We start from the raw sequence: 23,039 nt of genomic DNA on the forward strand, positions 1-23,039 counted from the left end.
GCTGGTCTCAGGGGGTGACGTTGAGCCGCCCGAGGACGATCGCCGCGGTCCCCTGGTCGCCGGTCACCTCGACCTGGGCCTCCTCCGGCGCGATCCGGCCACCGGTGAGCCGCAGCCAGGTGGCGTCGTCCATCGTGAGGGTGACGTCGCCCCCTTCGCTCGGGTCGAAGGGAGCGGCCCTCCCGTCCTCGCCCACCCGCGCTGCGAGCACCCGGCCCTGCGGGCCGGTGATGCGGGCGACGGCGGCTGTGCCGGACGGCAGTCGCCGCAGGGTCACCGGGAAGACCTTGGTCATCAGGGCTGCGACGTGAGCCGCTCCGGCGCTGGAGGTCGCGACCGGACGACCGGTCGCGACGCGGATGTCCTGCTCGTGGACCCACAGGTCGATCGGCCGGTTGCGCAGCCACGTCGCCAGGTCCCAGCCGAGCTCGCCGACCAGCCCGGGAGCCGGCGCCTTGAGGTCAGAGATGTCGAGATCTGCGAGGACCTCACGACGGCGGACGCAGGCCGTCTCGAGCTCGTCGAGCAGCTCTGCGGCAGAACGCCCCCGGCGTGCGACCACTCCCGCCTCGGTGATGTCGCTGGTCATCGGCCGGTTGCCCTCGGCCACGAGGTCGATCCGACCGCCCTCGGGCTGGGGCATCCCCGCAGCCTCGGACTCCAGGTGCGCGAGGTGGGCCAGCACGTCCTGGACGCTCCAGCCCGGCAGCGCCGGCCGGTCCCAGTCGTCGTCGGTCAGCTCGCGCAGGACGGCAAGGACGTCCTTCGAGGTCTCGTCCCAGAGGGCCAGCGGGTCGGGTCGGGTCATGTGGGCAGCCTAGGGCCGCCCACCGAGTGGGACGATCATCCGGTGACGACAGACCAACGAGACATGTCCCCCCTTCGCGCTGTGCTGCTCGGATGCGGTGACCTCGGGATCAGGGTGGGGACCGCGTTGCTGGCCTCCGGTCACGAGGTGACGGGGGTGCGGCGCACCGTGGCGGCCCTGCCGGAGGGCTTCGCCGGGGTCTCGGCCGATCTGGCGAACGGCGACGTGCCCGACCTCGCGGCAGACCTGCTGGTCATCACGATGACTCCCGACCGACGAGACCCGACCGGCTACCGGACCACCTATGTCGACGGGGTGCGCCATGGGCTCGAGGCCGTGCTGCGAGCAGGAGCTCCACGAAGGGCGGTGCTCGTCTCGTCCACGAGCGTCTACGGCGACCTCGAGGGCGACCTCGACGAAAGGACCGTCGTTGCGCCACAGGCGGATCGGCCCAAGATCCTGCTGGAGTCCGAGGCGCTCTTCCACGAGGCGATCCCCCACGGGAGCATCCTGCGGCTGAGCGGCCTCTACGGCTCCCCCGACAACCGGCTGGTGCGCACCGTGCGCGAAGGGGCCAACCCGGACCCCGGACGCTGGACCAACCGCATCCACCGGCAGGACGCCGCCGCCGCGATCGTGCACCTGCTGACGATGGGCGAGGAACCCGCCGCCCTGTACGTCGGGACCGACGACGCGCCAGCTCTCGCGGGTGACGTGCGGGACTTCGTCGCGGACGAGCTGGGGGTCGACCGGCCTTCTCCGACAGGCGCTCTCGAGCCGCACGGCCGCCGGATGCGCAATGCACGGCTGCGCGCGACCGGGCTGCAGCTGAGGTACCCGACCTATCGCGAGGGGTACCGGGCACAGCTCCTGGTGGACGGGGAATCGCCGCGGGGAGGGTGACCCTCAGTCACCGGACTTCTCGTCGTCGTAGTTCTCGCCGTAGTGGTCCTCGTAGGTCGTGCCCACCTCCGGGTCCGTGCTCGTGGCGGGACCCGACGGCCTGACCTCGACCTGGCCGTCCTCACCGGGGACGAACCTCTCCTCGATCGCGCCCCGACCGGCCTGGTCGGCCTCCTCCGGCGAACCGCCTGCCGCGACGACCTCCGCGTAAGCCCCGTCGTAGGCGAGCTCCATCGGGCCACGCTCGACGATCACGCCGTCCATGCGGCGCTCCTTCGCGAAGTACACCGCCTCGGTCGAGGCCTCCACCTCGTTGTCGATCTGCGTCGCGATGAAGGTCTCCCGGTCCTGGGTCGAGGCGTCACCGCCTCGGTCTTCGACGTCCCACTGCGCGTGGCTCGCCTCGTGGATGAGCACCCCGGGATCCTTGACGAAGGGACTGATGACGATCGTGTTGCTGTCCGGCTTGTACACGGCCGACTCCACCGAGGAGTCGACCTCGATGACGATCCCGTCGTCCGCGAGAGTGGTGAGGAGCTCTCGTCCGCGCGCGGTCGCCATGAGCTCCTTGATCACGGGTTCGTTCGGATCCGCACCCTCGGGCAACCGCACGCCGTCCACCCCCGGGTCCGTGGGTCGCTCGGCCTCGGGCACCTCGGTGACCTGCTCCTCACCGGCCATGACCTTGGCGATGACCGGACCCACGTCGATGCCCTCGGGGAAGATGTCGGGCACGCGGATGCCCGGCTCCTCGGGTCCGTCGGGGTTGGGTTGGGTGGGACCACCGCCGGGGTTGGGTTGGGTGGGACCACCGCTGACCGGGAAGGAGCCCCCTTCGCTGGCACCGGACTGCTCGTCGGCCTGACGCGCCAGCTCAGCGCCCAGCCGATGCAGCATCACCGCCACCGCGTCCAGCCGATGGCGGGCTCCGGACCAGTCATGGACGAACCCCTCCATGTCGTCTCCGGCCCACGCCTCCGCGAGGACCGTGACCAGCTGAGCACCCGTCGTGCCGAGCTCTGTCGTGGTCTCGGCCAGACCACCGACCTGCGACGCGATCTCGTGCAGCCGTGCGGTGTCCGAGCCTTCGCTGACGGGCCCCATGCCCTCCCCTTCGTCGTACGTCTGGCAATGACCCTACGAGGTGGCTCCGGACGCCGACCATGGGGAGCGCTCCCCCTCGCGCAGCTCATGGCGGACAGTCCATAGGCTGCAGCCATGAACCTGCAGGAGATGCTCGACCAGGCCGCGAGCGGCACCGCCCACGTCGAAGGGGGCTGGGGCCAGGGCCGCGCCACCTACGGCGGTCTGGTCGGCGCCCTCGCCTACTCGGCGCTGCGAGCGCAGCTGACCGCGGACCCGCGGCCGCCGCTGCGCAGCCTGACCGTCAACTTCGTCGCGCCGGTCGGACCGGGTCAGGCCGAGGTGGAGGCGACGATCCTGCGCGCGGGGTCCAGCGCCACCCAGGGACTCGTGCAGCTGCGGCAGGACGACAAGGTCGCGGCTGCGGTGCTCGCGGCCTTCGGCGCACCGCGCACGTCGGCGATCCGGGTCGAGCCGACGGCGGTCACGATGCCGGACCTGCCCGATCCGGAGTCGATCGAGCCCTTCCCCTACATCCCCGGGGCGACGCCCGACTTCTTCCAGCACGTGGAGCTGCGTCTGGCGGACGGCAGCGCGCCCTTCGCGGGCGCCGACACCTCGCACATGAGCGGGTGGATGCGCTTCCGTCAGGCGCCGCCCACCTTTGACGAGCGGCACTTCATCGCGCTCGCCGACGCCTGGCCGCCCGCCGTCATCCAGATGCTCCCCACACCCGCTCCCGGCAGCAGCCTGACGTGGACGCTCGAGCTGCTCGGTGACGTGACGGCCGAGCCGGACACCCACTGGGCCTACGCCGTGCACACCGATCAGGCCGGCGACGGGTATGCCCACACCGACGCGCGCATCTGGCACCCGGACGGGCGGCTGGTCGCGATCAGTCGGCAGACGGTGTCGGTCTTCGGCTGAGGCCTCAGTTGGCACAAAGACACCCCGCGCGTCGCAACGCGCGGGGTGTCTTCGACTGACAGGTGGTGCGGCTGGGGTCAGCGGTTGCGACCCGAGCTGCTGGAGCTGAAGGCCACGACGCTGCCGCCGCGCGAGCCACCCTGACGACCGGAGCCGCCGCCTTGGCCGCCACCGGAGCGACGCTGGCCGCCCGAGGCGCCGCGCGACTGACCGCCGCCGGAGCCACCACGGGACTGACCGCCGCCGGAGCCGCCGCCGTTGCGATTACGACCGGCGCCGCCACGCTCACCGCGCGGTGAGCCGCCCTGGCCGCCGCCGTTGCGGCCACCCTGGTCACCACGGGACTGGCCGCCACGACCACCGCCGCGGGAACCGCCCTTCGAGCCGCCGCCGTTGCCCTGCTGGGCAACGCCCTCGTGGACGAAGGCGCCGGGGTAGGCGCGCTCACCGGGAGCCAGCTCCGCGAGGAGCTCGTGCCCGACGTTGACGCGGGTGGTGGTCGGCTTGATGCCGGCCTTGCGGGTGAGGTCCTTGACGTCGCGGACCTGCTCGTCGGTCATGAGCGTGACGACCGTGCCCTCGGCGCCGGCGCGCGCGGTGCGACCGGAGCGGTGGAGGTAGGCCTTGTGCTCGACCGGCGGGTCGGCGTGGATGACGAGGGAGACGTCGTCGACGTGGATGCCACGGGCAGCGATGTCGGTCGCGACGAGCGTCGACGCGGTGCCGGAGTGGAAGGCCTCCATCGTGCGGGTCCGCGCATTCTGGCTGAGGTTGCCGTGCAGCTCCACCGCGGGGACACCGGCGGCATTGAGCTGGCGGGCCATCTTCTTGGCGCGGTGCTTGGTGCGGGTGAAGACGACCTTGCGTCCGGGGGCCGCGACCAGGTCGGTGAGGACCGGCAGGTGGTCGTTGACGTGGATGTGCAGCACGTGGTGGGTCATCTTGGCGACCGGCGACTGCGCCGAGTCGGCCTCGTGGGTGACCGGCGACTCGAGGTAACGCTTGACGATCTGGTTGATCGCGCCGTCGAGCGTGGCGGAGAAGAGCATCCGCTGGCTGCCGCGGGGCGTCTTGTCGAGGATGCGCTTGACGACCGGCAGGAAGCCGAGGTCAGCCATGTGGTCGGCCTCGTCGAGGATGGTGATCTCGACGGAGCTGAGGTCGATGTGGCCCTGGTTCATCAGGTCCTCGAGGCGACCGGGGCAGGCGACGACGACGTCGACGCCCTTGCCGATGGCCTGGACCTGGGGGCCCTGACCGACGCCACCGAAGACGGTGCGGGTGCGCATGCCGTAGGCAGCGGCGAGCGGGGCGAGCGCGTCGTCGAGCTGGATCGCGAGCTCGCGGGTCGGAGCGAGGATCAGCGCGCGGGGACGCTTGGACTGACGGCTGCGACCGCTCGCGGCGAGGCGAGCGACCAGCGGCAGGCAGAAGGCGTAGGTCTTGCCCGAGCCGGTACGGCCACGGCCGAGCACGTCACGGCCGGCGAGGGAGTCCGGAAGCGTCGCTTCCTGGATCGGGGTGGGGACGGTGATCCCGTCCTTCTCCAGGATGGAGACGAGGGGGGACGGCACGCCGAGCTCGGCGAAAGAGGTGGTCACGAAGGGGTGCTCCAGACGGAGTCATGATGCTTCGGTTCTGCCCGGCGCGGGTCCGTCCTGCGGAAGGCAGGGGTATCGCGGCGCGATGGCATCGTTGCAAAAAGAGAAGCAGCGCACTGCAGAACTGGGCGGCTGCTTCGTCAAGTGTAGCGGGCGAAGGGGGGGGCCTTGACCACACTGCCCAGCAGCATCTAGGCGCGGCTGCTCAGTCCCATCAGCACTCAACGGAGGGCGCCCACGGGACAGGGCGCTCCTTTGCCTGACTGTTCATCTCCAGCGCAGATGATCACGAAACCGAGTGACGCTTCTCCGGACTCTTCCGTCGCCGCTTTGCAGCCTTCACGCTTGCGGCTGACCCGCTTGGCAGAGATCGCAAATCCCCGATCTGACTCTCCACGAATTCCAACAAGTCCGACCACTCAGGCCACACTCTAGGGTCACCGCCCCCCAACGACTCCAGCAACCTACCCCTGTCCATGGTGACCGATACTTCATTTGTAATGTCATGCCACCAATTGTCACCTAAAGGAACGACGAAGGGTATAGCGAAGCCCACACTTGGTTGCGCCCCCACGGCTAGCCAAGTATGCCACCGCACAGCAGAAACGTCGCGAGGCTTCATTCTAAAATCTTGCTTTATGGTGTTCTGTACAAGAAAAATTGGAAAGCCAGTGCGAGAATCCGTAAAAGGCTTCCAAACAATTACGTCGACCCCGGCATCTTGGTAATGACTAGGTATCGAATCGAAGTTCCGCAGAGAAACTCCCATCTGCTCAGCCGCCCAAGAGACAGCCTTCGGAAAGTCTGTTGGACGCCCCGACCTAGGGGGCCAAGCAAAAATAAGGGCCTTAGCCCTAGCGCCTTGGTGCGCCCTGAAGGCTTCGCGAACCACAGCATCAAACAGTGAGTCTGCATCGCCATACCGGGCCGCCCTGCGAAACTCGGTCCCACGCATCGAAAGAAGGAGAAGGAGGGCGTACAGTTGAAACTCTCCAGCCCTGTCTATGCGGACACCTCGGCCGTCAAGCGAGAAGGGGTAATGCTTACCAAACTCCCTCCCTCGCCGCTCGATCTCGGCGAATGCGAACGCAAAATCCTCATCCGCTGGCTGTCGCCCCACGGCAAACATCCCACTCAACTCACTTTGCGAAAGGTGCTCGTCTTCTGACGCGAGCAACTCACACTCAATAAATTCGGCCATCGCGTACGGATCAAAGTCTGACGGCGGCTCCACCCACGTCATCGCTCGCCACCCTGGGGATACAGCTCAGCAAGTATTTGCGCCACGCCCTGCAAATCAGAGATCGCGACGAGAGTCGCGTCATCGACGGCCGAGGGCTCAAGGCGCACAGCCCTCGTCGCTTGACGGAGGGAGCGATTAATCATGCGGGCAAACTGCTGGTCTATATCCTGAGTCGACTCAAGCGCCTCAACTAGGTCCAGCGTCTCTCGCAGCACGGCCAGAGCCCGGCCGCTTTCGTCAGCGAAAACCTTTGCCAAGTCGCCGAGTTGCCTTGAGTCTGCAATAACTCGCCCCTCACCGCGCCTATCGCCGAATATCAGCGTGAATAGTTCGGCGAGGCTGCCCTCAGCATCGTCGGCAAGTGGCCAAAATTCTGTATCTACATCGCGCGGATCCGGCGCCCCAATATGCTTCCTGATGGCAGGACGCCCCATAGCATTGTTGAACACACCAAAGGCATCGCGAACTCGGCGGGTATCCAACCCCATTTCATCCGCTTGGCGCAAAACCTCATAGTCACGATACTTAGAGGCAATTTCTGTCCTCTTACGCCCGACCAGGTCGGCGACTTCATCCAATGAATTTCCGTCACGATTCACCAACTGAGCGATAAACCGAGCTTGTGCGTAGGGGTCCCACGGTTCAATACCAGAAATGTGGCGGTACCCCAATAGTGCAGCCACGTCTTTCGGCTGAGACACCAAGAGGACAGGTATCATCTGGGGAACTCCACCCCCCTCAAGCGCCGCCCACCGGTGATTCTCGATAGCGAACTCTTCACGAAGCCGGGAGTCCGACAGGCCCATGAGTGCGGTTAATCGCCGATTGCCCTCAATGACGACGTAAACGTCGCCCCGAGCCACGGCAATCAGTGGCTCACTCTCGAAGAAACGGTGTTCTTCGATTGACTCTGCAATTCTGAGTGGGTCGAAATGCTTGTTAATAAATATCGCAAGAGCTCGCTGATCACTCAGGCCGAGGTCCAAATCTGGAGGGAGTCGCGGATTGTCGGGATCTAGCCGAAGATCGGCTAGCGGAAGGGGCACAACCGCCTGAGCGTCAACGGAACTCACTGGTCGAATATATCAGGGTGGGCCTCTGGGATCTGCCGGTGAAGGCAGATCCTGCGCCTACCGAAGACACGGGGTGCCACCGTTCAACCCCAGCACAGCCTGAACTCCTTGGCCGCGGATGAAGAGGCGTTGGGGCACACGCGTCGGCTACGGCGTCAACCAGGATCCTGCGAGCCCGACCCACGTCGGGTGGTGGGCGTTGTCAGTGGCTGCTGGTGGAGTCGCTGCCAGTCCAGAGATTCTTCGCCTGACGGTCCAGCCGTGCACTTGATGGGAGGCCCCATGCAACAGGCAGCCCTGTCGATCGACCTACGATCATCCATGCCGCTGCCCGACCAGCACTCAGCGAGGCTTGACATAGCTGATGTGACAGCTAAGTTGGAGAGTATGAACCGCCCCCCATTTGAGTACGCCGACCTCTTCGCCGGCATCGGGGGGTTCCACGCGATGCTCGACCATGCCGGGGGCCAGTGCGTCTACGTCTCCGAGATCGACCGCGAAGCCCGGGAGACCTACTCCCGCAACTGGATCGACCCGCTGCCAGAGCGCGCGCGCCCCGTAGTCAACACGGACATCACCCTCGACACCCCAGACGATCTGCCCGTCGGCGTCCCGAAGCACCAGGTCCTTGCTGCCGGCTTTCCCTGCCAGCCCTTCTCCAAATCTGGCTACCAGCGCGGCATGGACGAGGCCCGGGGGACGCTCTTCTGGAACATCGCACGCATCCTCGAGGAGCGGACTCCTTCGGTCGTCCTGCTCGAAAATGTCCGAAACATCGCAGGCCCCCGCCACCGTCATGAGTGGGAGACGATCATCCGCACACTGCGAGAGATCGGGTACCGCGTCTCCGACACACCCACGGTCTTCTCTCCCCACTTCCTGCCGCCTCACCTGGGGGGAACCCCCCAGGTTCGCGACCGCGTCTTCATCCTCGGCACCTACATCGGACCGGAGCGGGTTGCTGCAGAGCTAGCCGCTGGCGAGGAAACCGCGCCCACAGTGCGTCGGGCGCCCGTAGAGGACTGGCAGGCCACCGACTGGCAAAGCGAGTGGGTCCTTGACGAGGACGCTGCCATAGATGACCTCGGTCGCTACCGGCTCAGCGCGGAGGAGACGGCCTGGGTGAACGTCTGGGACGACCTCGTCCAGCGGATGTGGTCCTCGACCGGACGTCGACTTCCCGGCTTTCCTCTCTGGTCAGACGCGTGGGTGCCTGAGCACACCCTCGACCCGCTCGAGATGGACGCCCTACCTGCCTGGAAGCGCCAGATCCTGATCAAGAATGCGGCGTTCTACGACAGCAACAAGCGCGTCATCGACGCCTGGCGCAAGGACCACCCAGAATTCAAGGACTTCCCGACCTCACGACGCAAGCTCGAGTGGCAGGCCCAGGACACCCCCTCCCTGTGGGACACGATCATGCATTTCCGCCCCTCTGGGATCCGGGCGAAGGCTGCGACCTACCTCCCCGCGCTCGTCGCGATCACCCAGACCTCCATCTACGGACCTCGGAGACGGCGACTCACCCCGCACGAGGCCGCGCGGCTGCAGGGGCTGCCCCGCTCCTTCACCTTCGGGCCCCAGCGCGACTCGGCTTCGTACAAGCAGGTGGGCAACGGCGTCGCGGTCGGCGCTGCCTGGCACGTCTTCAGGACCCACGTAGAACGCGACGCTGCAGACCTGCCCAAGGCACTCGTCAAGGCAGTGCTCGGCGCAGACCTCAACCCTGCTGGCGATGCTCTGTCGACGAAGGCGTTCGAGTACTTGGACGAGGGTGAAGAACGCCCCCAGGCGAGCTAGTCAGGCCGGCCACTCAAAGCGTGCGACAGCAAGATCACTGCCTCGAGCCTTGCCCACGGACAGGTTGAACTTGGGTCGCCGAGCACGCCCCTGCTCGCCTTCTGCATCGGGGGCCTGCAGACCTTGGTTGAAGCCTGTGAGCTGACCGGCCAGCAACGCTCCCGTGAGCGCCTCACGGTCGTGGAAGAAGAAGGCCTCGACGTGCTGCGGCTCGAAGCCGGCCTTGCGTCGTCGCGACCTGCCGGAGTTCGACGGCTTCGACTTCACCCCCTTCGCCTTCTTCTGCTCACGCTGCCAGGCCACGAACGACCCGTCCTCGTCCTCGATGCCCACGCCGCCCACCATCAGAAACCCAAGACCCTGCTCGCCGATGCACTGGCTCATAGCCACTTGATCGTTGAGCGGAGCAGCGCTCTGCCCCCTGGTGACCGCGCCCGTGGAAGGCGTGCGCCACATCTCTGTATGCGCCTTGAGGTCCCAGACGAACTGGAGGGAGTAGTCGAAGTCCGTGCGGCCGTAGGAAATGCGAGGAGGGTTCGGATTGGGCGTGAAGGCCGCGTTGAGCAGCTCGCGCCCCTTCGCCTCGTAGTAGAAGCCCTGCCACTCGTTGTCGTTCGGTCCGCGCGTGAGGCCCTGCTTCTCCATCCACGCGATGGACTCGCGCCCGTCCCACAGCACGCGCCGACGGCCGCCTTCGTCCGTCGTCGCTCGCCAACCATCGACGAGCGCCGCGGCCAGCGCTTTACCTTCCTGCTCGGGAGTCCCTAGGAGCATCGCTCGGGCGATGCCGAGCCTGCCCAGGCGCAGCTCGGCGCCAGCCAGCAAGGTGTTCAGGCCAGTGAGGGAGATGGTCTCGCCCGTCGACTCGCACTGATCCGTCCACGGAGCCCCGAAGAACTCAGCAAGCGCCTTGCCCAGCTTTGTCTTCGTGAGCCGTGTGTCGAGGTGCGGCACGAGATTGGTGGACAGGTTGATCAGGACACTCTTCTGCTCCTTGCTTCCAGGGCCGAGCCGCTCTGGACCAGATCCGGTCAGCTGACTGATCCGGTTGACCGCCTCGATCTTCGAGGCTGCCGGCTCGAATGCAGACCACTTCGGGTCGTCGAGGCCTGCGGGTCGACGAGCTGCGAGCCGCGCGAAAGATCCCAGGCGGTAAGCCTCTGCGGCTCCCTCAAGAAGAGCATTCATCCCGTCGAGGTTGACCTTGTTGCGCTCCTCGTACGACGGCAGCCATTCCACTCCCAAGGAGAATGCGATGAGCGCCCCGGTCCGAGAGTTGGTGTCGGCGATATCCGTCTCGAGACCGAGCACGTCACGCAGGGCGAGGATCGCCCCCTTCTCCCCTCGGGTACCGCGTGGCACAGCGCCGGTCAGCGAGTAGACACGTGCGATCGCCTCGGCCATCGTCGCGGCCGGAAGGAAGAATTGCCCCTGGTCCCCAGCATCCATGGCCCTACTGAACCAGAGGAGCAGGCCACAAGGGGCCAGTCAGCCGCACTTCGTATCCCCAGCAGCAGCACGAGCTGGCTGACCACACCAGGTGCGGCCAGCCACAGTTCGTGCGCCCCTTCGAGACGGTCGCTACGCGACCTCCTCAGGGAGCGGGGCCGGGCATGACGAAGCCCCGCCCTTCGAGACGGTCGCTGCGCGACCTCCTCAGGGAGCGGGGCCGGTCAGCCCACCTCAGGGAGCGGGGCCGGTCAGTAGATCAGATGACGCCCTGCGCCACCATCGCGTCGGCGACCTTGATGTAGCCCGCGAGGTTGGCGCCGGCGACGTAGTCACCGGGGGTGTCGAACTCCTCGGCGGTCTCGATGCAGTTGCGGTGGATGTCCCGCATGATCTCCTCGAGACGCAGCTCGGTCTCCTCGAAGCCCCAGGAGTCGCGGCTGGCGTTTTGTTGCATCTCCAGGGCGGAGGTGGCAACACCCCCGGCATTGGAGGCCTTCCCCGGTGCGTAGAGGACCTTGGCCTCGCGGAAGGCGTCGATTGCCTCCGGGACGCACGGCATGTTGGCGCCCTCGGCGACGAGCTGGACGCCGTTCTTGATCAAGGTCGCGGCGTGGTCGGCGGAGAGCTCATTCTGCGTCGCGCACGGCAGGGCGACGTCGCACGGCACGTCCCAGATGGTGCCGCCAGCGACGTGGCGGGCCGATCCCCCCTTCGCCTCGGCGTAGTCGGTGAGGCGCGCGCGCTGCACCTCCTTGATCTCCCGGAGGAGGCCAACGTCGATGCCGCCCTCGTCGACGACGTAGCCGCCGGAGTCGGAGACGGCGACGACGGTGCCACCGAGCTGGTGGATCTTCTCGACCGCGTAGATCGCGACATTGCCGGACCCGGAGACGACGACCTTCTTGCCATCGAGGGACTCGTTGCGGACAGCGAGCATCTCCTGCGTGAAGAAGACGGTGCCGTAGCCGGTCGCCTCGGTGCGCACCTGCGACCCGCCCCAGGACAGGCCCTTGCCGGTGAGGACGCCCGCCTCCCAGCTGTTGGTGATCCGCTTGTACTGGCCAAACAGGTAGCCGAGCTCGCGGCCACCGACGCCGATGTCGCCGGCCGGCACGTCGGTGTACTCACCGATGTGGCGGTACAGCTCGGTCATGAAGGACTGGCAAAAACGCATGATCTCGGTGTCGGACTTGCCCTTGGGGTCGAAGTCGGAGCCGCCCTTGCCTCCACCGATCGGCATGCCGGTCAGCGAGTTCTTGAAGACCTGCTCGAAGCCGAGGAACTTGATGATCGACAGGTTGACGCTGGGGTGGAAGCGCAGGCCGCCCTTGTACGGGCCGAGCGCGGAGTTGAACTCGACGCGGAAGCCACGGTTGATCTCGACATCACCGGTGTCGGTCGTCCACGGGACGCGGAAGATGATCTGGCGCTCCGGCTCGCAGATGCGCTTCAGGATCGACCACTGTGCGTACTCGTCCACGCGGCCGGCAATCGGCGACAGGGACTGCATGACCTCGTACACCGCCTGGTGGAACTCGTTTTCGCCGGGGTTGCGGGCGATGACCTCGTCAAAATGGGCCTGGAAGTTCGGGTGCAGTGCGGTGGTGGACATGCGTTCTCCGTCGTAGAGGGGGCAACGTATGGCGCTCACGGTAACCGCGCGAACGCTGTGAGGACGTGTGCGTCCTGCAGATGAGAAGGGAGTCACACCCTTCGAGACGGTCGCTGCGCGACCTCCTCAGGGATCGTGCAACGGTCGCTGCGCGACCTCCTCAGGGGCCGTGCAACGGTCGCTGCGCGACCTCCTCAGGGATCGCCGTCGGGGGGCCGTGGGATGGTTGTGACATGAGCAACTCCGTGAGCCGTCAGAGCAATCCCGACCGCTTCGAGGTCACCAGCGACGACAAGGTGGCCGGTTTCGCCCAGTTCGTCGACCACGACGGGCGTCGGGTCTTCTTCCACACCGAGATCGGCGAGGAGTTCGGCGGGCAGGGCCTGGCCGGCATCGTCGTCGAGGAGGCCGTCACGGCCACCCGCGAGGAGGGCCTGACCCTCGTCGCGGTCTGCCCGTATGTCAAGAAGTGGCTGACCAAGCACCCCGAGCACGCCGACATCACCTCACCGGTGACGCCCGCGGACCTCGCGGCCATCAACGCCTGAGCCGAGCCCAGCCACACCGATGCGCATCGCCACCTTCAACGTCAACGGCATCCGAGCAGCACAGCGCAGGGGCTTCGAGGCCTGGCTCGCCGAGCGCGCGCCCGATGTCGTCGCCCTCCAAGAGGTCCGTTGTCCCGCTGCCGCGCTGCCCACCGGGGTCTTCGGCGACTACCACCTCGCCTACGAGCCCGGTCACCTCGCCGGCCGCAACGGCGTCGCCGTCCTCACCCGCACCCGCCCGGCCGCCGTGCGCACCTGGGACGGCGAGGTCCTCATGCGAGCTCCCGACGAGGAGCACCTGCACACCGAGCTCTCCCCCGCCGGCACGATGGCGCGCGGGCTCACCCCCTTCGCCTCGGAAGGTCGCTACATCGAGGTCGATCTCGCGGACTCTCCCGTGACCGTGGCCTCCCTCTACCTGCCGAAGGGGGGCCTGCCCGCCCGCCTGCAGAAGCCCGGCGGTCGTGAGACCCCCGACGGTGGGGTGAAGTACCAGCGCAAGATGGGCTTCCTCGCCTCCTTCGCCCGGCAGCTCGACCGCTCCCGCAAGGCGGCCAAGGCCGCTGGTCGCGAGTTCCTCCTCCTCGGTGACCTCAACGTCGCGCACACCAGGCAGGACCTCACCAACTGGCGCACGAGCAACAAGGCCGAGGGCTTCCTGCCCGAGGAGCGCGAGTGGTTCGGCACGATCGTCTCCCCGCGCACGCTCGTCGACGTCGTGCGCTCCGTGCACCCGGAGGCAGATGGGCCGTACTCGTGGTGGTCGTGGATGGGCGGCGCCTTCGACCGGGACACCGGCTGGCGGATCGACTACCACCTGGCGACCCCCGGCCTGGCCAGGCGGGCCGTCACGGCCGGCACCGACCGCCCGGCCAGCGGACCCGAGCGAGTCAGCGATCACGCGGCCGTCGTCGTGGACTATGCCGACTAACGTGGCCCACATGAGCGATGTCACCGTGCTGCACAACCCGAAGTGCTCGACCTCCCGCGCCGCGATCGAGACCCTCGACGCGACCGGTGCGCAGGCCGAGGTCCGCCAGTACCTCAAGGAGCCGCTCGACGAGGCCGCCCTGCGCGATCTCATCGGCAAGCTCGAGGACGAGCCGACCGATCTGGTGCGCCGGGACTCCTTCTTCAAGGAGCAGGGCCTCACCGACGCCGATGTCGCGACCGTCGACCAGATCGTCGCGGTCCTCGTCGAGCACCCCCGGCTCATGCAGCGCCCCGTCATCGTCAAGGGCGAGGCCGCGATCATCGGTCGCCCCAAGGACCGGGTCGCCGCCTTCCTCGCCGGCTGAGGACCCCGTGGCCTGCCGAGCGGGAGGCGGCTAGCGTGAGGTCATGATCCTCATCGTCGTGAAGTACCGCACCAAGCCCGAGTACACCGAGCAGTGGCCCGAGATCGTGGACGAGTTCACCCAGGCCACCCTCGCCGAGCCGGGCAACCTCTTCTTCGAGTGGTCGATGAGCCTGGACACCGACGACGAGTGGGTGCTCGTCGAGGCCTTCCAGGACGACGCCGGCGAAGCGCACGTCACCAGCGACCACTTCGCCAAGGGCCTGGAGGCCATGCGCCCCGCGCTCGCCGAGACCCCGCGCATCATCAGCCGCACCGTCGAGGGATCCGGCTGGGACGAGATGGGCGAGCTCCAGGTCGGCTGACCACCGATCAGGCGCGCCGCAGCACCCCGTGCCCGAGGAGCTGGGTGGCGGCGGTGCGCACCAGGTCGAGCGCCTGCGGGTGCTCACCGAGCTGTGCCACCACCCGTGCCGCGAGCTGGTCGAGGGTCATCGGGTCCGCGGCCGCGCGCCAGACCACCGCTCCCGGACCGGCGAGGCGAAGGGGGCGTGCCCCGACCATCACGAGCACCTCACCGTCGCAGGCGATCGCGTCCGACCACGGCGCCCGCGCGAGCAGGTCGCCGTCCTCGATCGAGACCCCGTCGAGGTCCTCGCTGAAGGAGACGGCGTCAGCGGGCAGCCGGTCGGCTCCGGTCGCCGGCAGGTGCTCCCACGTCGGCTCGGTCGGCGCCGCACGCTGCAGATGGTCCCGCACCAGCTCGTGGCAGGTGTCGATCTCGGCGTAGCGCAGCGTCGAGGGGGGCCCGCCGGCGGTGACCGCGCGCGCGAGCCGGTCCAGACCGTCGTCGAGCCACCACGTCGACGAGGTCTCGGGGATGACCGCGAGCACCTGCTCGATGAGCCCGACCTCCTCGATGGCCGGGGCGGCGGCCTCCGGGTCGCGGCTGAGGGTGAGCAGCGCCGTCAGTCGTGGCGCCGACGGAGTCGGCCCCAGACCGAGGGCATCGGGTCCGAGCTCCTCCTTGTGGAACCGGTCGGCCGGGTCGATGACGAGCGAAGGGGGCTTGGGGTGCGGCGCGATCCGGCCGTCCGGCAGGAGGATGACCGACTCGTCGGAGATGTAGCCGAGCCGGGTCCCCAGCATCCGCGTCGCGGTCGACTTGCCCCCGCCAGAGGGGGCGACGAGCGCGAGCGCGCGACCGTCCGGGTCAGCGAGTGCGGCGGCGTGCAGCAGGGTCACCCGGCCGCGCAGCCGCGTCAGGCCGGCGCGGGTGATCTCGCGGGAGAGCGCGTAGGGCACGCGGTCCGCGGTCGCGGCTCCCGCGATGAGCACGCCCGGCTCGCGGTCCGTGGGTGCGTCACCCTGGTAGACGCGCACCCGCACCGGGTCCTCGTCGAGCCGCACGGTGTCCGGGGCACTCGTCAGCGCGACGCACCGCTGCCAGCGCTGCACCATCGCCTCCGCCTGGGCGTCGTCGAGGTCGCTGACGTCGAGGACCCAGGTGCATCCCATCGTCACGAGCTCGATCGTGCGCGTGCCCACGTCTGCCACCGGTGCGGCCCTCCCTTCGCCCGGCCACACTCTGCCAGAGCAGGACCGGCCACGAGAGGGTCATCCACTCCCCTCTGCTCATCGCGTGGGGAGCACTAGGCTCGACAGCATGTCGCGACCACATGCAGCCGCGATCCTCGAGGACTCGTGGCACCGGCAGGTCGCCGGGGCCATGCGACGCCGAGGATGGGGCACGCGCGTGCTCACCTACACCGGCTACGGCAGTGTCGAGCGGGTGCGCGTCCTCGGCCGGGTCCTCATGACCCGCCGGCCCTACGCGCCCGCTGCCGCCGACGCCCGCGCGTCCTGGCTCGAGCTGCGCACCGCCGACCACGAGCGCCGCGGCTGGCGGGGCTTCTTCACCACCCCGGCTGCTGGCGAGCCGGTCACCGTGAGCATCGGGGATCGCGAGTTCCGCACTCGCGCCAACCGATCGGGCATGCTCGACCTGACGATCACCGACCACGGCCTCGAGCCGGGGTGGCACGACGTGCACATCCTCTCCCCGCGGGCGGCCGACACCACTGCCGCCGTCTTCATCGTCGCTGCGGACCAGACCTTCGGCATCGTCTCCGACATCGACGACACGATCATCACCACGACGATGCCCCGGCCGATGATCGCGGCGTACAACACCTTCTTCCGGCACGAGGGCACCCGACGCGCGGTGCCCGGCATGGCGACGATGTACCGCGAGCTGCTCGCCCAGCACCCCGGGGCGCCGATCATCTACGTCTCGACCGGGGCGTGGAACGCCGTGCCGCCCCTCACCCGATTCATGCGGCGAGCCGGGTACCCGCTCGGCCCGACCCTGATGACCGAGTGGGGCCCCACGCACACCGGCTGGTTCCGCTCGGGGCAGGACCACAAGCGCGCCTGCCTGCACCGGCTGGCGCGCGAGCTCCCCGAGATCCGCTGGGTGCTCATCGGCGACGACGGCCAGCACGACCCGAGCCTCTACGGCGAGTTCGCCGAGCAGCGTCCCGACCGCGTGCGCGCCATCGGGATCAGGGTGCTCACCGCCACCGAGCAGCTGCTGAGCCACTTCACCCCGATCGCCACCGACGACTACGAGCAGCACGTCGGTGTCGAGCTGCCGATCTGTCGGGCCGAGGACGGCTGGACGATGATCGAGCAGATGCGCAAGGCCCTCGGGTCCACCACGAGCGGAGCCCCCAGTGCCTGAGATGCCGGAGGTGCAGGGACTCGTCGACTTCCTCGGCGAGCGCCTCTCCGGCCTGGCGATCGAGCGTCTCGAGCTCGCCTCCTTCTCCGTGCTCAAGACCTTCGACCCACCGCCGCAGGCACTCGAGGGCGCCCCGGTCGACGGGGTCCACCGGCACGGCAAGTTCATCGACATCGACTGCGACGGAACGCACCTGGTGATCCACCTCGCTCGCGCCGGGTGGATCCGCTGGTCGGACGAGCTGCCGCGGACCGTGCTGCGCCCGGGCAAGTCACCCATCGCCCTGCGGGTGCGCCTCGTCGACGGGTCCGGATTCGACGTGACCGAGGCGGGCACCAAGAAGAGCCTGGCCGCCTACCTCGTCCGCGACCTCCAGGAGGTCCCCGGCATCACCCGGCTCGGGCCCGACCCGCTCTCCGACGAGCTCGACCGCGAAGCCTTCGGTGCGCTGCTCGCCGACCGCAAGATGCAGATCAAGGGGGTGCTGCGCGACCAGTCGCTCATCGCGGGGGTCGGCAATGCCTACTCCGACGAGGTGCTGCACGCGGCGCGGTTGTCCCCCTTCGCCCTCGCCTCATCGCTCACCGAGCAGGAGGTCGACACCCTCCACACGGCCCTGCGCTCGACCCTGGTCGAGGCGATCGCTGCCGCATCCGGCAAACCCGCCGCCCAGCTCAAGGACGCCAAACGATCCGGGATGCGCGTGCACGGCCGCACCGGTGAGGAGTGCCCGGCGTGCGGCGACGTCGTGCGTGAGGTGAGCTTCGCCGACCGGTCGCTGCAGTACTGCGCGACCTGCCAGACCGGCGGCAAGCCGCTGGCCGACCGCCGCACGAGCAAGTTCCTGAAGTGACGCAGCCTTGAAGTAGCACCGGACGCCGAGTCCGTTGACTCGAAGAAGGACCGCGACCCACAGGTCGCGGTCCTCCTTCGAATGGGCACCTCCGCGGAGCCGGCAGGACCCGGCCCGCGGCGAAGGGGGTCAGCTCGGGTCGATCCGGACCGACCCGACACCGCTCTCGACCGTGATGCGACGCGAGGAGCTGCTGTCGTTGCCGATGTTGTTGATGACATCGGACGCGCCACCCGAGGTGTTGACCCGGTAGCCCTCGGTGCCGGGCACCCGCACCGTGGCCTCACCGACGCCGACGCGCACGTCGACGGTGCTCGGGGGTTCGACCGCCTCGTAGTCGATCGCGCCCACACCGATGTCGGCGCTGACGGTGTCGCCCTCGGACTCGGTGATGGTCACGTCGCCGGCGCCGACCTGGAGGTCGATGTCGCCGGTCGTGCCCTCGAGCGAGACCGCGCCGACGCCGTGCTCGATCGTCAGGTCGGTGTCGGCCGGCACGATGACGAGCCAGTCGACCCGGCACACGGTGCCCAGGCTCGGACGCGAGCAGGAGGAGGTCAGCCGGGTCGCCCCGCCGGAGGTGCGCACGCTGCTCGTCGGCTTGCCCAGCCCCCAGGTGCTCGTGATGACCGCGTGGGGTCGCTCGCCCGCCTCCGCCGCGCGGAAGCGCACATCGCCCACGTCACCGGAGAAGCGCACCGCCCCGTCGGCCGTGATGGGCTGCTCCCGCGTCTGCGACTGCTTGAGCATCGGCCCGACGAGGCTGAGTCCGGCGACGAGGAGCAGAGCGAGCGTCACGAGGAGCGCGATGACCCGGATCGGGCCGACGGGCGTCCGCGACGGCGGGGTCGTCGCCGTCTCCTGCACCGCGGCGGCGCGGCGGCTCTCCCGCTCACGGGAGGCGTCGGTGCGATAGCGGTCGCGCAGATCGGGGTCGGTGGGCTCGCCCGGTCGCGGCGGCCACTGGGTCATGGGTGTCGTGGACATCGGTCAGTCCTCCTGGTCGAGCCAGCGGAGCACGGCGAGCACCCGTCGGTGGTCGCCGTCGGCCGGGGGCAGGTCGAGCTTGGTGAAGATCGAGGTCACGTGCTTCTCCACGGCCCCGTCGGAGACGTAGAGCTCCTTGCCGATCGCGGAGTTGGTGCGTCCCTGGGCCATCAGGCCGAGGACATCCCGCTCGCGGGGGGTGAGCGCGGCGAGCGGGTCGACGTTGCGCGCGCGGGTGAGCAGCTGGGTGACGACCTCGGGGTCGAGCACGGTCCCGCCAGTAGCCACATCACGCAGTGCGGCGATGAAGTCGCTCGTGTCGGCGACGCGGTCCTTGAGGAGGTAACCCACCCCCTTCGACCTGGCCGCGACGAGCTCAGTCGCGTACTGCTCCTCGACGTACTGGGAGAGGACCATCACGGCGATGTCGGGGTGCCGCTCGCGGACGGCGAGCGCCGCGACGATGCCTTCGGAGGTGAAGGTCGGGGGCATCCGCACGTCGACCACGACGAGGTCGGGCCGGTGCTCGTCGACGGCCGCGATGAAGCTCTCGCCGTCGGGGCAGGCGGCCGCGACGTCGAAGCCGGCGGACGTCAGCAGGCGCACGATGCCGTCGCGCAGCAGCACGGAGTCCTCGGCGAGGACCACCTTGGTGGGGCTCTCGGTCTGGGTCGGGTCGGTCATCGCAGGCTCCGTCCGGTGCGAAGGGGGAGGGTCGCGGTCAGCGTGGTCGGTCCCCCGTCGGGGGAGGCCACCTCGAGCGTGCCGTCGACGGCGGTGACCCGCTGGCGCAGTCCGGTCAGGCCGGTCCCGAGCGTGGGGTCGGCGCCTCCGCGCCCGTCGTCGGTGACGACCGCGGTGAGCCGCTCGGCGTCGGTGGTGACGACGACCTCGGCGTGCTGGGCGCCGGAGTGCTTGGCGACATTGGTCAGGGCCTCGCTGACGACGAAGTAGGCGATCGCCTCGGTCGTCGGGTCGAGGCGACCGACGTCCTGGACGTCGACGGAGACCGGGACGGCCGAGCGTGCGGCCAGGGCCGGCAGCGCCGCCTCGAGACCGCGGTCGGCGAGGATCGGCGGGACGATGCCGCGAGCGACGTGGCGCATCTCGACGATCGCCTCCTTGGCCGAGCGGTGGGCCTCGTCGACGAGCTGGGCCGCGCCCTCGGGGTCGTGACGGATGGCCTCCTTGGCCATGCCGAGCGTCATCGCGATGGACACCATGCGCTGCTGCGGACCGTCGTGCAGGTCGCGCTCGATGCGGCGACGCTCCGCCTCGACCGAGTCGACGGCCTCGCGGCGGGAGTCGGTGAGGGTGTCGACGCGGGCGGCGAGGTGGGCGACGACCTTGCGCTCGTCCCGGCCGAGGAGCCAGCGGGCGAGCATGACGTCAACCGAGGTGAGCAGGCTCGCCACGACGGGCATGAGCAGCAGCGTCACGAGGGCGATCGTCCAGGCGGACGCCAGCTCAAGGGTGCCGTCGACGCGCAGGATGCCGAAGATCGAGATGCCGTCGTCGGGGAGCCGGCTGCCGAGCAGCGGGACACCGAGGACGAGCAGGGCCTGGGCGAGGACGGCGAGGGTCAGCCACCCGATGACGGTGCCCCACATGGCGTGCAGCGCGAGATAGGCCGTGCTGCGCCAGGAGTGCTGGTCGAGGAGCAGGCGCCGCCACAGTGGCTGCACGCGACGCGGCGGCGGGTCGACCCTGCGGCCGGTCAGCGCGACGACGCGGTGCCGCTCGGCGTGGCCGATGACACCGCACAGCCACAGCAGCGGCACGAGCAGGACGAGGCCGACGCCGCCGGCGCTGACGAGCGCCAGCGCGGCGATCACGAAGGTGATGAGGAGCATCGCGGCGAAGGCGGTGAGCGTGCTCGTCGCGAGGAGCAGCACGCTGCCCCAGCCGGCGAGCCAACGTCGCGGCAGGCTGGTCCGCTCCAACGGCGGGGAGAGGGTCTGGGTGGTCACGAGACCAAACCTACGGAGACACGGGCCCGCGGTCTGCCCTGCACTCCCCCATCTCGAAGGGGGGATGTCCCCCCTTCGTCCCCGGTGGTCAGGCGTAGGAGCGGCTAGAGGGGGACGGTGATGAAGGAGGCGACGTGCTCCCGCAGCACCGCTGCCATGTCGACGGACTGACGGTCCAGGAGCCACTGCACCTGCAGGCCGTCGGTCGCCGCCACGAGCATCCGGGCCGCTTGACGACTGCTGGTGCCCGAGCGCACCTCCCCGTGCGTCGCGGCGACGTCGAGGGCTTCTTCGAGCAGGTCCACGACCCGCTCGTACCGGCCCACGAAGTAGTCGTGCAGAGGGTGGTCGGGCGAGGTCCCCTCGGCCGACAGGGTCACGTGCAGGTCGACCAGCTCGGGGGTGTCGGGATTGCGGCCGACCTCCTCCAGCCACGCACGGATCACGTCGAGGCCCTGCAGGTGCGCGGCGTCCAACCGCTGCAGGGCGTCCTGGTCGCGCCAGGTGAGGACGGCCCGCAGGAGGTCCACCTTGGTGGGGAAGTGGTGCATCACGCCGGCGTGGGTCAGCCCCGCACGCTCGGCCACGTCACGCAGCGAGCCGTTGCGGTACCCCGATGTCGAGAAGACGGTGACGGCGGCCGCGACGATCTCCTGTCGTCGCGCCGCGGTCTTGGCATAGACACCCCGGGGCTTGCGATTGGCTGCAGACACCCTTGGACAGTACCTATCGATCAGTCCGTCATGTAAAAACCTTCCATCTGGATGGTTTTGGGACTAGCGTGTGGGCCACGTCACTGAGCGGAAGGATCGGCCCATGTCTGCAGCCAACGCCGTCGCCACCCCCGGACTCAGCCCCGAGGGTCACGACCCGGAGAGCACCGAGCGCGTCAGGGTCACGGGCGCGCTGCGCCGGCTGCTCCTCTGGTACGGCCTGTCGACGCTCGGCATCTGGCTCACCGTCGGAGCAGTCAACAGCGTGCTGCTGCCGCTCCAGGTCCAGTCGCTGGACCCCGACAACAAGGCGGCGAACCTGGCGCTGGCGTCGTCGCTCGGCGCGGTGGCGGGGATGCTGTCGCAGCCGATCGCCGGGATGCTCTCCGACCGGACCCGCAGCCGGCGCGGACGCCGCGCACCGTGGATCCTCGGGGGTGCCGCGGGAACCGCGGTGGCGCTCGTCGTGCTCGGCGGGGTCACGAGTCTCGTCGGTGTCGTCATCGTGTACTCGCTGGCCTGGGCGGCCGTGCACATCTACATGGGCCCGCAGCTGGCGATCATGCCTGACCGCGTCCCGCGCGGCGTCCGCGGGACCTTCTCCGCCGTGGGCGGCCTCGGTGTCATGTTCGGCGTCCTCGGAGGACAGGTGCTCGCCGCACAGCTGGCCATGGCCCCCTTCGCCGCGTACTGCCTCCTGGGCGCCATCGTCGTCATCGCCGGCTGCGGCCTCGTCCTGCGCAACCCGGACCACGACACCCGGCACCTGCCACGGCAGCCGGTGCCGTGGTCGATGATCCTCGGCAGCTTCTGGGTCGACCCACGACAGCACCCGGACTTCGCCTTCGGCTTCGTCGGCCGCCTCATGACGCTCATGGGCTTCTACCTCGTCAACACCTTCCAGCTCTTCCTGCTGCAGGACTACGTCGGGCTCGGGGACGAGGCCGTCGAGGTCCTCCCCCTGCTCGCCCTGTGCGCTCTGGCCACCACCTTGGCCAGCACCGTCGTCGCGGGCCCCCTCAGCGACCGGATGGGACGACGCAAGCCGCTCGCCGTGGCGGCCGGGCTCCTCATCGCCGCCTCGCTCGTCGCCCCGTGGGTCCTGCCCACGACCACCGGCTTCGTGATCTACGCCCTGCTCGCGGGGTGCGGCTTCGGCATGTACCTCGCGGTCGACCAGGCCCTGCTCACCGAGATCCTCCCGGACGCCGACGGCAACGGTCAGTACCTGGGTGTCCTCAACATCGCCGCCTCACTGCCGAGCGCCCTGGCGGCAGCAGTCGCCGGGACCGTGGTGAGCACCATCGGATACGGCGCGATCTTCCCCTTGGGGATCGTCATCTCGGTGATCGGCTCCCTGGCGATCCTCCCGATCCGATCCGTGCGATGACCACCAACCCAGCACCGTCCTGCCGCCCACCCAAGG

Annotated in this window: 21 protein-coding genes; 10 read left to right on the forward strand and 11 right to left on the reverse strand. The window is 68.9% G+C overall.

What is annotated here, in order from left to right; genetic code table 11:
• Window positions 1-7: 7 nt before the first annotated feature.
• On the reverse strand, window positions 8-808 hold the full coding sequence (locus ASG73_RS00215) for a maleylpyruvate isomerase family mycothiol-dependent enzyme (protein ID WP_055989099.1): 801 nt from the start codon (window positions 806-808) through the stop codon (window positions 8-10).
• 42 nt (window positions 809-850) lie between these two features.
• On the opposite strand from ASG73_RS00215, the gene ASG73_RS00220 reads away from it, so the two are divergent.
• A complete protein-coding gene (locus tag ASG73_RS00220) occupies window positions 851-1,711 on the forward strand; it encodes an SDR family NAD(P)-dependent oxidoreductase (protein ID WP_235499313.1) in 861 nt (286 codons plus the stop codon).
• 3 nt (window positions 1,712-1,714) lie between these two features.
• Here the strand turns inward: ASG73_RS00220 and ASG73_RS00225 are convergent, their stop codons facing one another.
• Window positions 1,715-2,815, reverse strand: coding sequence for a hypothetical protein (locus ASG73_RS00225; protein ID WP_055989105.1), 1,101 nt, complete (start codon window positions 2,813-2,815; stop codon window positions 1,715-1,717).
• A gap of 114 nt (window positions 2,816-2,929) precedes the next feature.
• Here ASG73_RS00225 and ASG73_RS00230 point away from each other — a divergent pair, with 114 nt between their 5' ends.
• Window positions 2,930-3,721, forward strand: a complete 792-nt coding sequence (locus ASG73_RS00230; RefSeq protein ID WP_055989108.1) for an acyl-CoA thioesterase — start codon at window positions 2,930-2,932, stop codon at window positions 3,719-3,721.
• 77 nt (window positions 3,722-3,798) lie between these two features.
• Here the strand turns inward: ASG73_RS00230 and ASG73_RS00235 are convergent, their stop codons facing one another.
• Both ASG73_RS00235 and ASG73_RS17710 read right to left on the reverse strand, forming a co-directional pair.
• On the reverse strand, window positions 3,799-5,322 hold the full coding sequence (locus ASG73_RS00235) for a DEAD/DEAH box helicase (protein WP_055989111.1): 1,524 nt from the start codon (window positions 5,320-5,322) through the stop codon (window positions 3,799-3,801).
• A gap of 1,239 nt (window positions 5,323-6,561) precedes the next feature.
• Window positions 6,562-7,551 (reverse strand): hypothetical protein, encoded by a 990-nt coding sequence (locus ASG73_RS17710; RefSeq protein ID WP_156466065.1) that lies wholly within the window; start codon window positions 7,549-7,551, stop codon window positions 6,562-6,564.
• A 474-nt stretch (window positions 7,552-8,025) separates the two neighbouring features.
• Between ASG73_RS17710 and dcm the strand changes: the two genes are divergently transcribed.
• Window positions 8,026-9,438, forward strand: coding sequence for a DNA (cytosine-5-)-methyltransferase (gene dcm, locus ASG73_RS00245; RefSeq protein ID WP_055989117.1), 1,413 nt, complete (start codon window positions 8,026-8,028; stop codon window positions 9,436-9,438).
• Here dcm and ASG73_RS00250 read toward each other — a convergent pair whose 3' ends face one another.
• Both ASG73_RS00250 and gdhA read right to left on the reverse strand, forming a co-directional pair.
• Entirely contained in the window at window positions 9,439-10,887 is a 1,449-nt protein-coding gene (locus ASG73_RS00250; protein ID WP_156466066.1) for a hypothetical protein, read from the reverse strand.
• 259 nt (window positions 10,888-11,146) lie between these two features.
• On the reverse strand, window positions 11,147-12,502 hold the full coding sequence (gene gdhA, locus ASG73_RS00255) for an NADP-specific glutamate dehydrogenase (protein WP_055989123.1): 1,356 nt from the start codon (window positions 12,500-12,502) through the stop codon (window positions 11,147-11,149).
• Window positions 12,503-12,735: 233 nt separating this feature from the next.
• Here gdhA and ASG73_RS00260 point away from each other — a divergent pair, with 233 nt between their 5' ends.
• Genes ASG73_RS00260 through ASG73_RS00275 form a run of 4 tightly spaced genes read left to right on the forward strand, consistent with a single transcriptional unit; the run spans window position 12,736 to window position 14,712 of the window.
• The gene (locus ASG73_RS00260; RefSeq protein ID WP_055989126.1) at window positions 12,736-13,050 is read left to right on the forward strand and encodes a GNAT family N-acetyltransferase; all 315 of its coding nucleotides are present in this window, start codon (window positions 12,736-12,738) and stop codon (window positions 13,048-13,050) included.
• 19 nt (window positions 13,051-13,069) lie between these two features.
• A complete protein-coding gene (locus ASG73_RS00265; protein ID WP_055989129.1) occupies window positions 13,070-13,981 on the forward strand; it encodes an exodeoxyribonuclease III in 912 nt (303 codons plus the stop codon).
• Window positions 13,982-13,991: 10 nt separating this feature from the next.
• The gene (locus ASG73_RS00270; protein ID WP_055989132.1) at window positions 13,992-14,348 is read left to right on the forward strand and encodes an ArsC/Spx/MgsR family protein; all 357 of its coding nucleotides are present in this window, start codon (window positions 13,992-13,994) and stop codon (window positions 14,346-14,348) included.
• Between the two features lie 43 nt (window positions 14,349-14,391).
• The gene (locus ASG73_RS00275; protein ID WP_055989135.1) at window positions 14,392-14,712 is read left to right on the forward strand and encodes a putative quinol monooxygenase; all 321 of its coding nucleotides are present in this window, start codon (window positions 14,392-14,394) and stop codon (window positions 14,710-14,712) included.
• 7 nt (window positions 14,713-14,719) lie between these two features.
• Here ASG73_RS00275 and ASG73_RS00280 read toward each other — a convergent pair whose 3' ends face one another.
• Window positions 14,720-15,895, reverse strand: a complete 1,176-nt coding sequence (locus ASG73_RS00280; protein WP_235499314.1) for a hypothetical protein — start codon at window positions 15,893-15,895, stop codon at window positions 14,720-14,722.
• A gap of 118 nt (window positions 15,896-16,013) precedes the next feature.
• Between ASG73_RS00280 and ASG73_RS00285 the strand changes: the two genes are divergently transcribed.
• Both ASG73_RS00285 and ASG73_RS00290 read left to right on the forward strand, forming a co-directional pair.
• Window positions 16,014-17,090 carry an App1 family protein gene (locus ASG73_RS00285; protein WP_055989141.1) on the forward strand — a complete coding sequence of 359 codons (1,077 nt, stop codon included), beginning with the start codon at window positions 16,014-16,016 and terminating at the stop codon, window positions 17,088-17,090.
• Window positions 17,083-17,943 (forward strand): Fpg/Nei family DNA glycosylase, encoded by an 861-nt coding sequence (locus ASG73_RS00290; RefSeq protein ID WP_055989144.1) that lies wholly within the window; start codon window positions 17,083-17,085, stop codon window positions 17,941-17,943. Before ASG73_RS00285 ends, ASG73_RS00290 begins: the two co-directional genes overlap by 8 nt.
• Before the next feature lie 129 nt (window positions 17,944-18,072).
• Here the strand turns inward: ASG73_RS00290 and ASG73_RS00295 are convergent, their stop codons facing one another.
• The 4 genes from ASG73_RS00295 to ASG73_RS00310 form a co-directional block, all read right to left on the reverse strand.
• Entirely contained in the window at window positions 18,073-18,930 is an 858-nt protein-coding gene (locus ASG73_RS00295; protein WP_055989147.1) for a hypothetical protein, read from the reverse strand.
• A 3-nt stretch (window positions 18,931-18,933) separates the two neighbouring features.
• A complete protein-coding gene (locus ASG73_RS00300; RefSeq protein ID WP_055989150.1) occupies window positions 18,934-19,614 on the reverse strand; it encodes a response regulator in 681 nt (226 codons plus the stop codon).
• Complete coding sequence (locus tag ASG73_RS00305) at window positions 19,611-20,900, reverse strand: sensor histidine kinase (RefSeq protein ID WP_055989153.1); 1,290 nt, start codon at window positions 20,898-20,900, stop codon at window positions 19,611-19,613. Before ASG73_RS00305 ends, ASG73_RS00300 begins: the two co-directional genes overlap by 4 nt.
• 104 nt (window positions 20,901-21,004) lie before the next feature.
• Window positions 21,005-21,613: a TetR/AcrR family transcriptional regulator gene (locus tag ASG73_RS00310; protein ID WP_055989156.1), complete on the reverse strand. Its 609-nt coding sequence runs from the start codon at window positions 21,611-21,613 to the stop codon at window positions 21,005-21,007.
• A gap of 103 nt (window positions 21,614-21,716) precedes the next feature.
• On the opposite strand from ASG73_RS00310, the gene ASG73_RS00315 reads away from it, so the two are divergent.
• Window positions 21,717-23,003 carry an MFS transporter gene (locus tag ASG73_RS00315; protein ID WP_055989159.1) on the forward strand — a complete coding sequence of 429 codons (1,287 nt, stop codon included), beginning with the start codon at window positions 21,717-21,719 and terminating at the stop codon, window positions 23,001-23,003.
• Window positions 23,004-23,039: the final 36 nt, after the last annotated feature.

Origin of the sequence: Janibacter sp. Soil728 (assembly GCF_001428305.1) — a bacterium.
Classification (GTDB): domain Bacteria; phylum Actinomycetota; class Actinomycetes; order Actinomycetales; family Dermatophilaceae; genus Janibacter.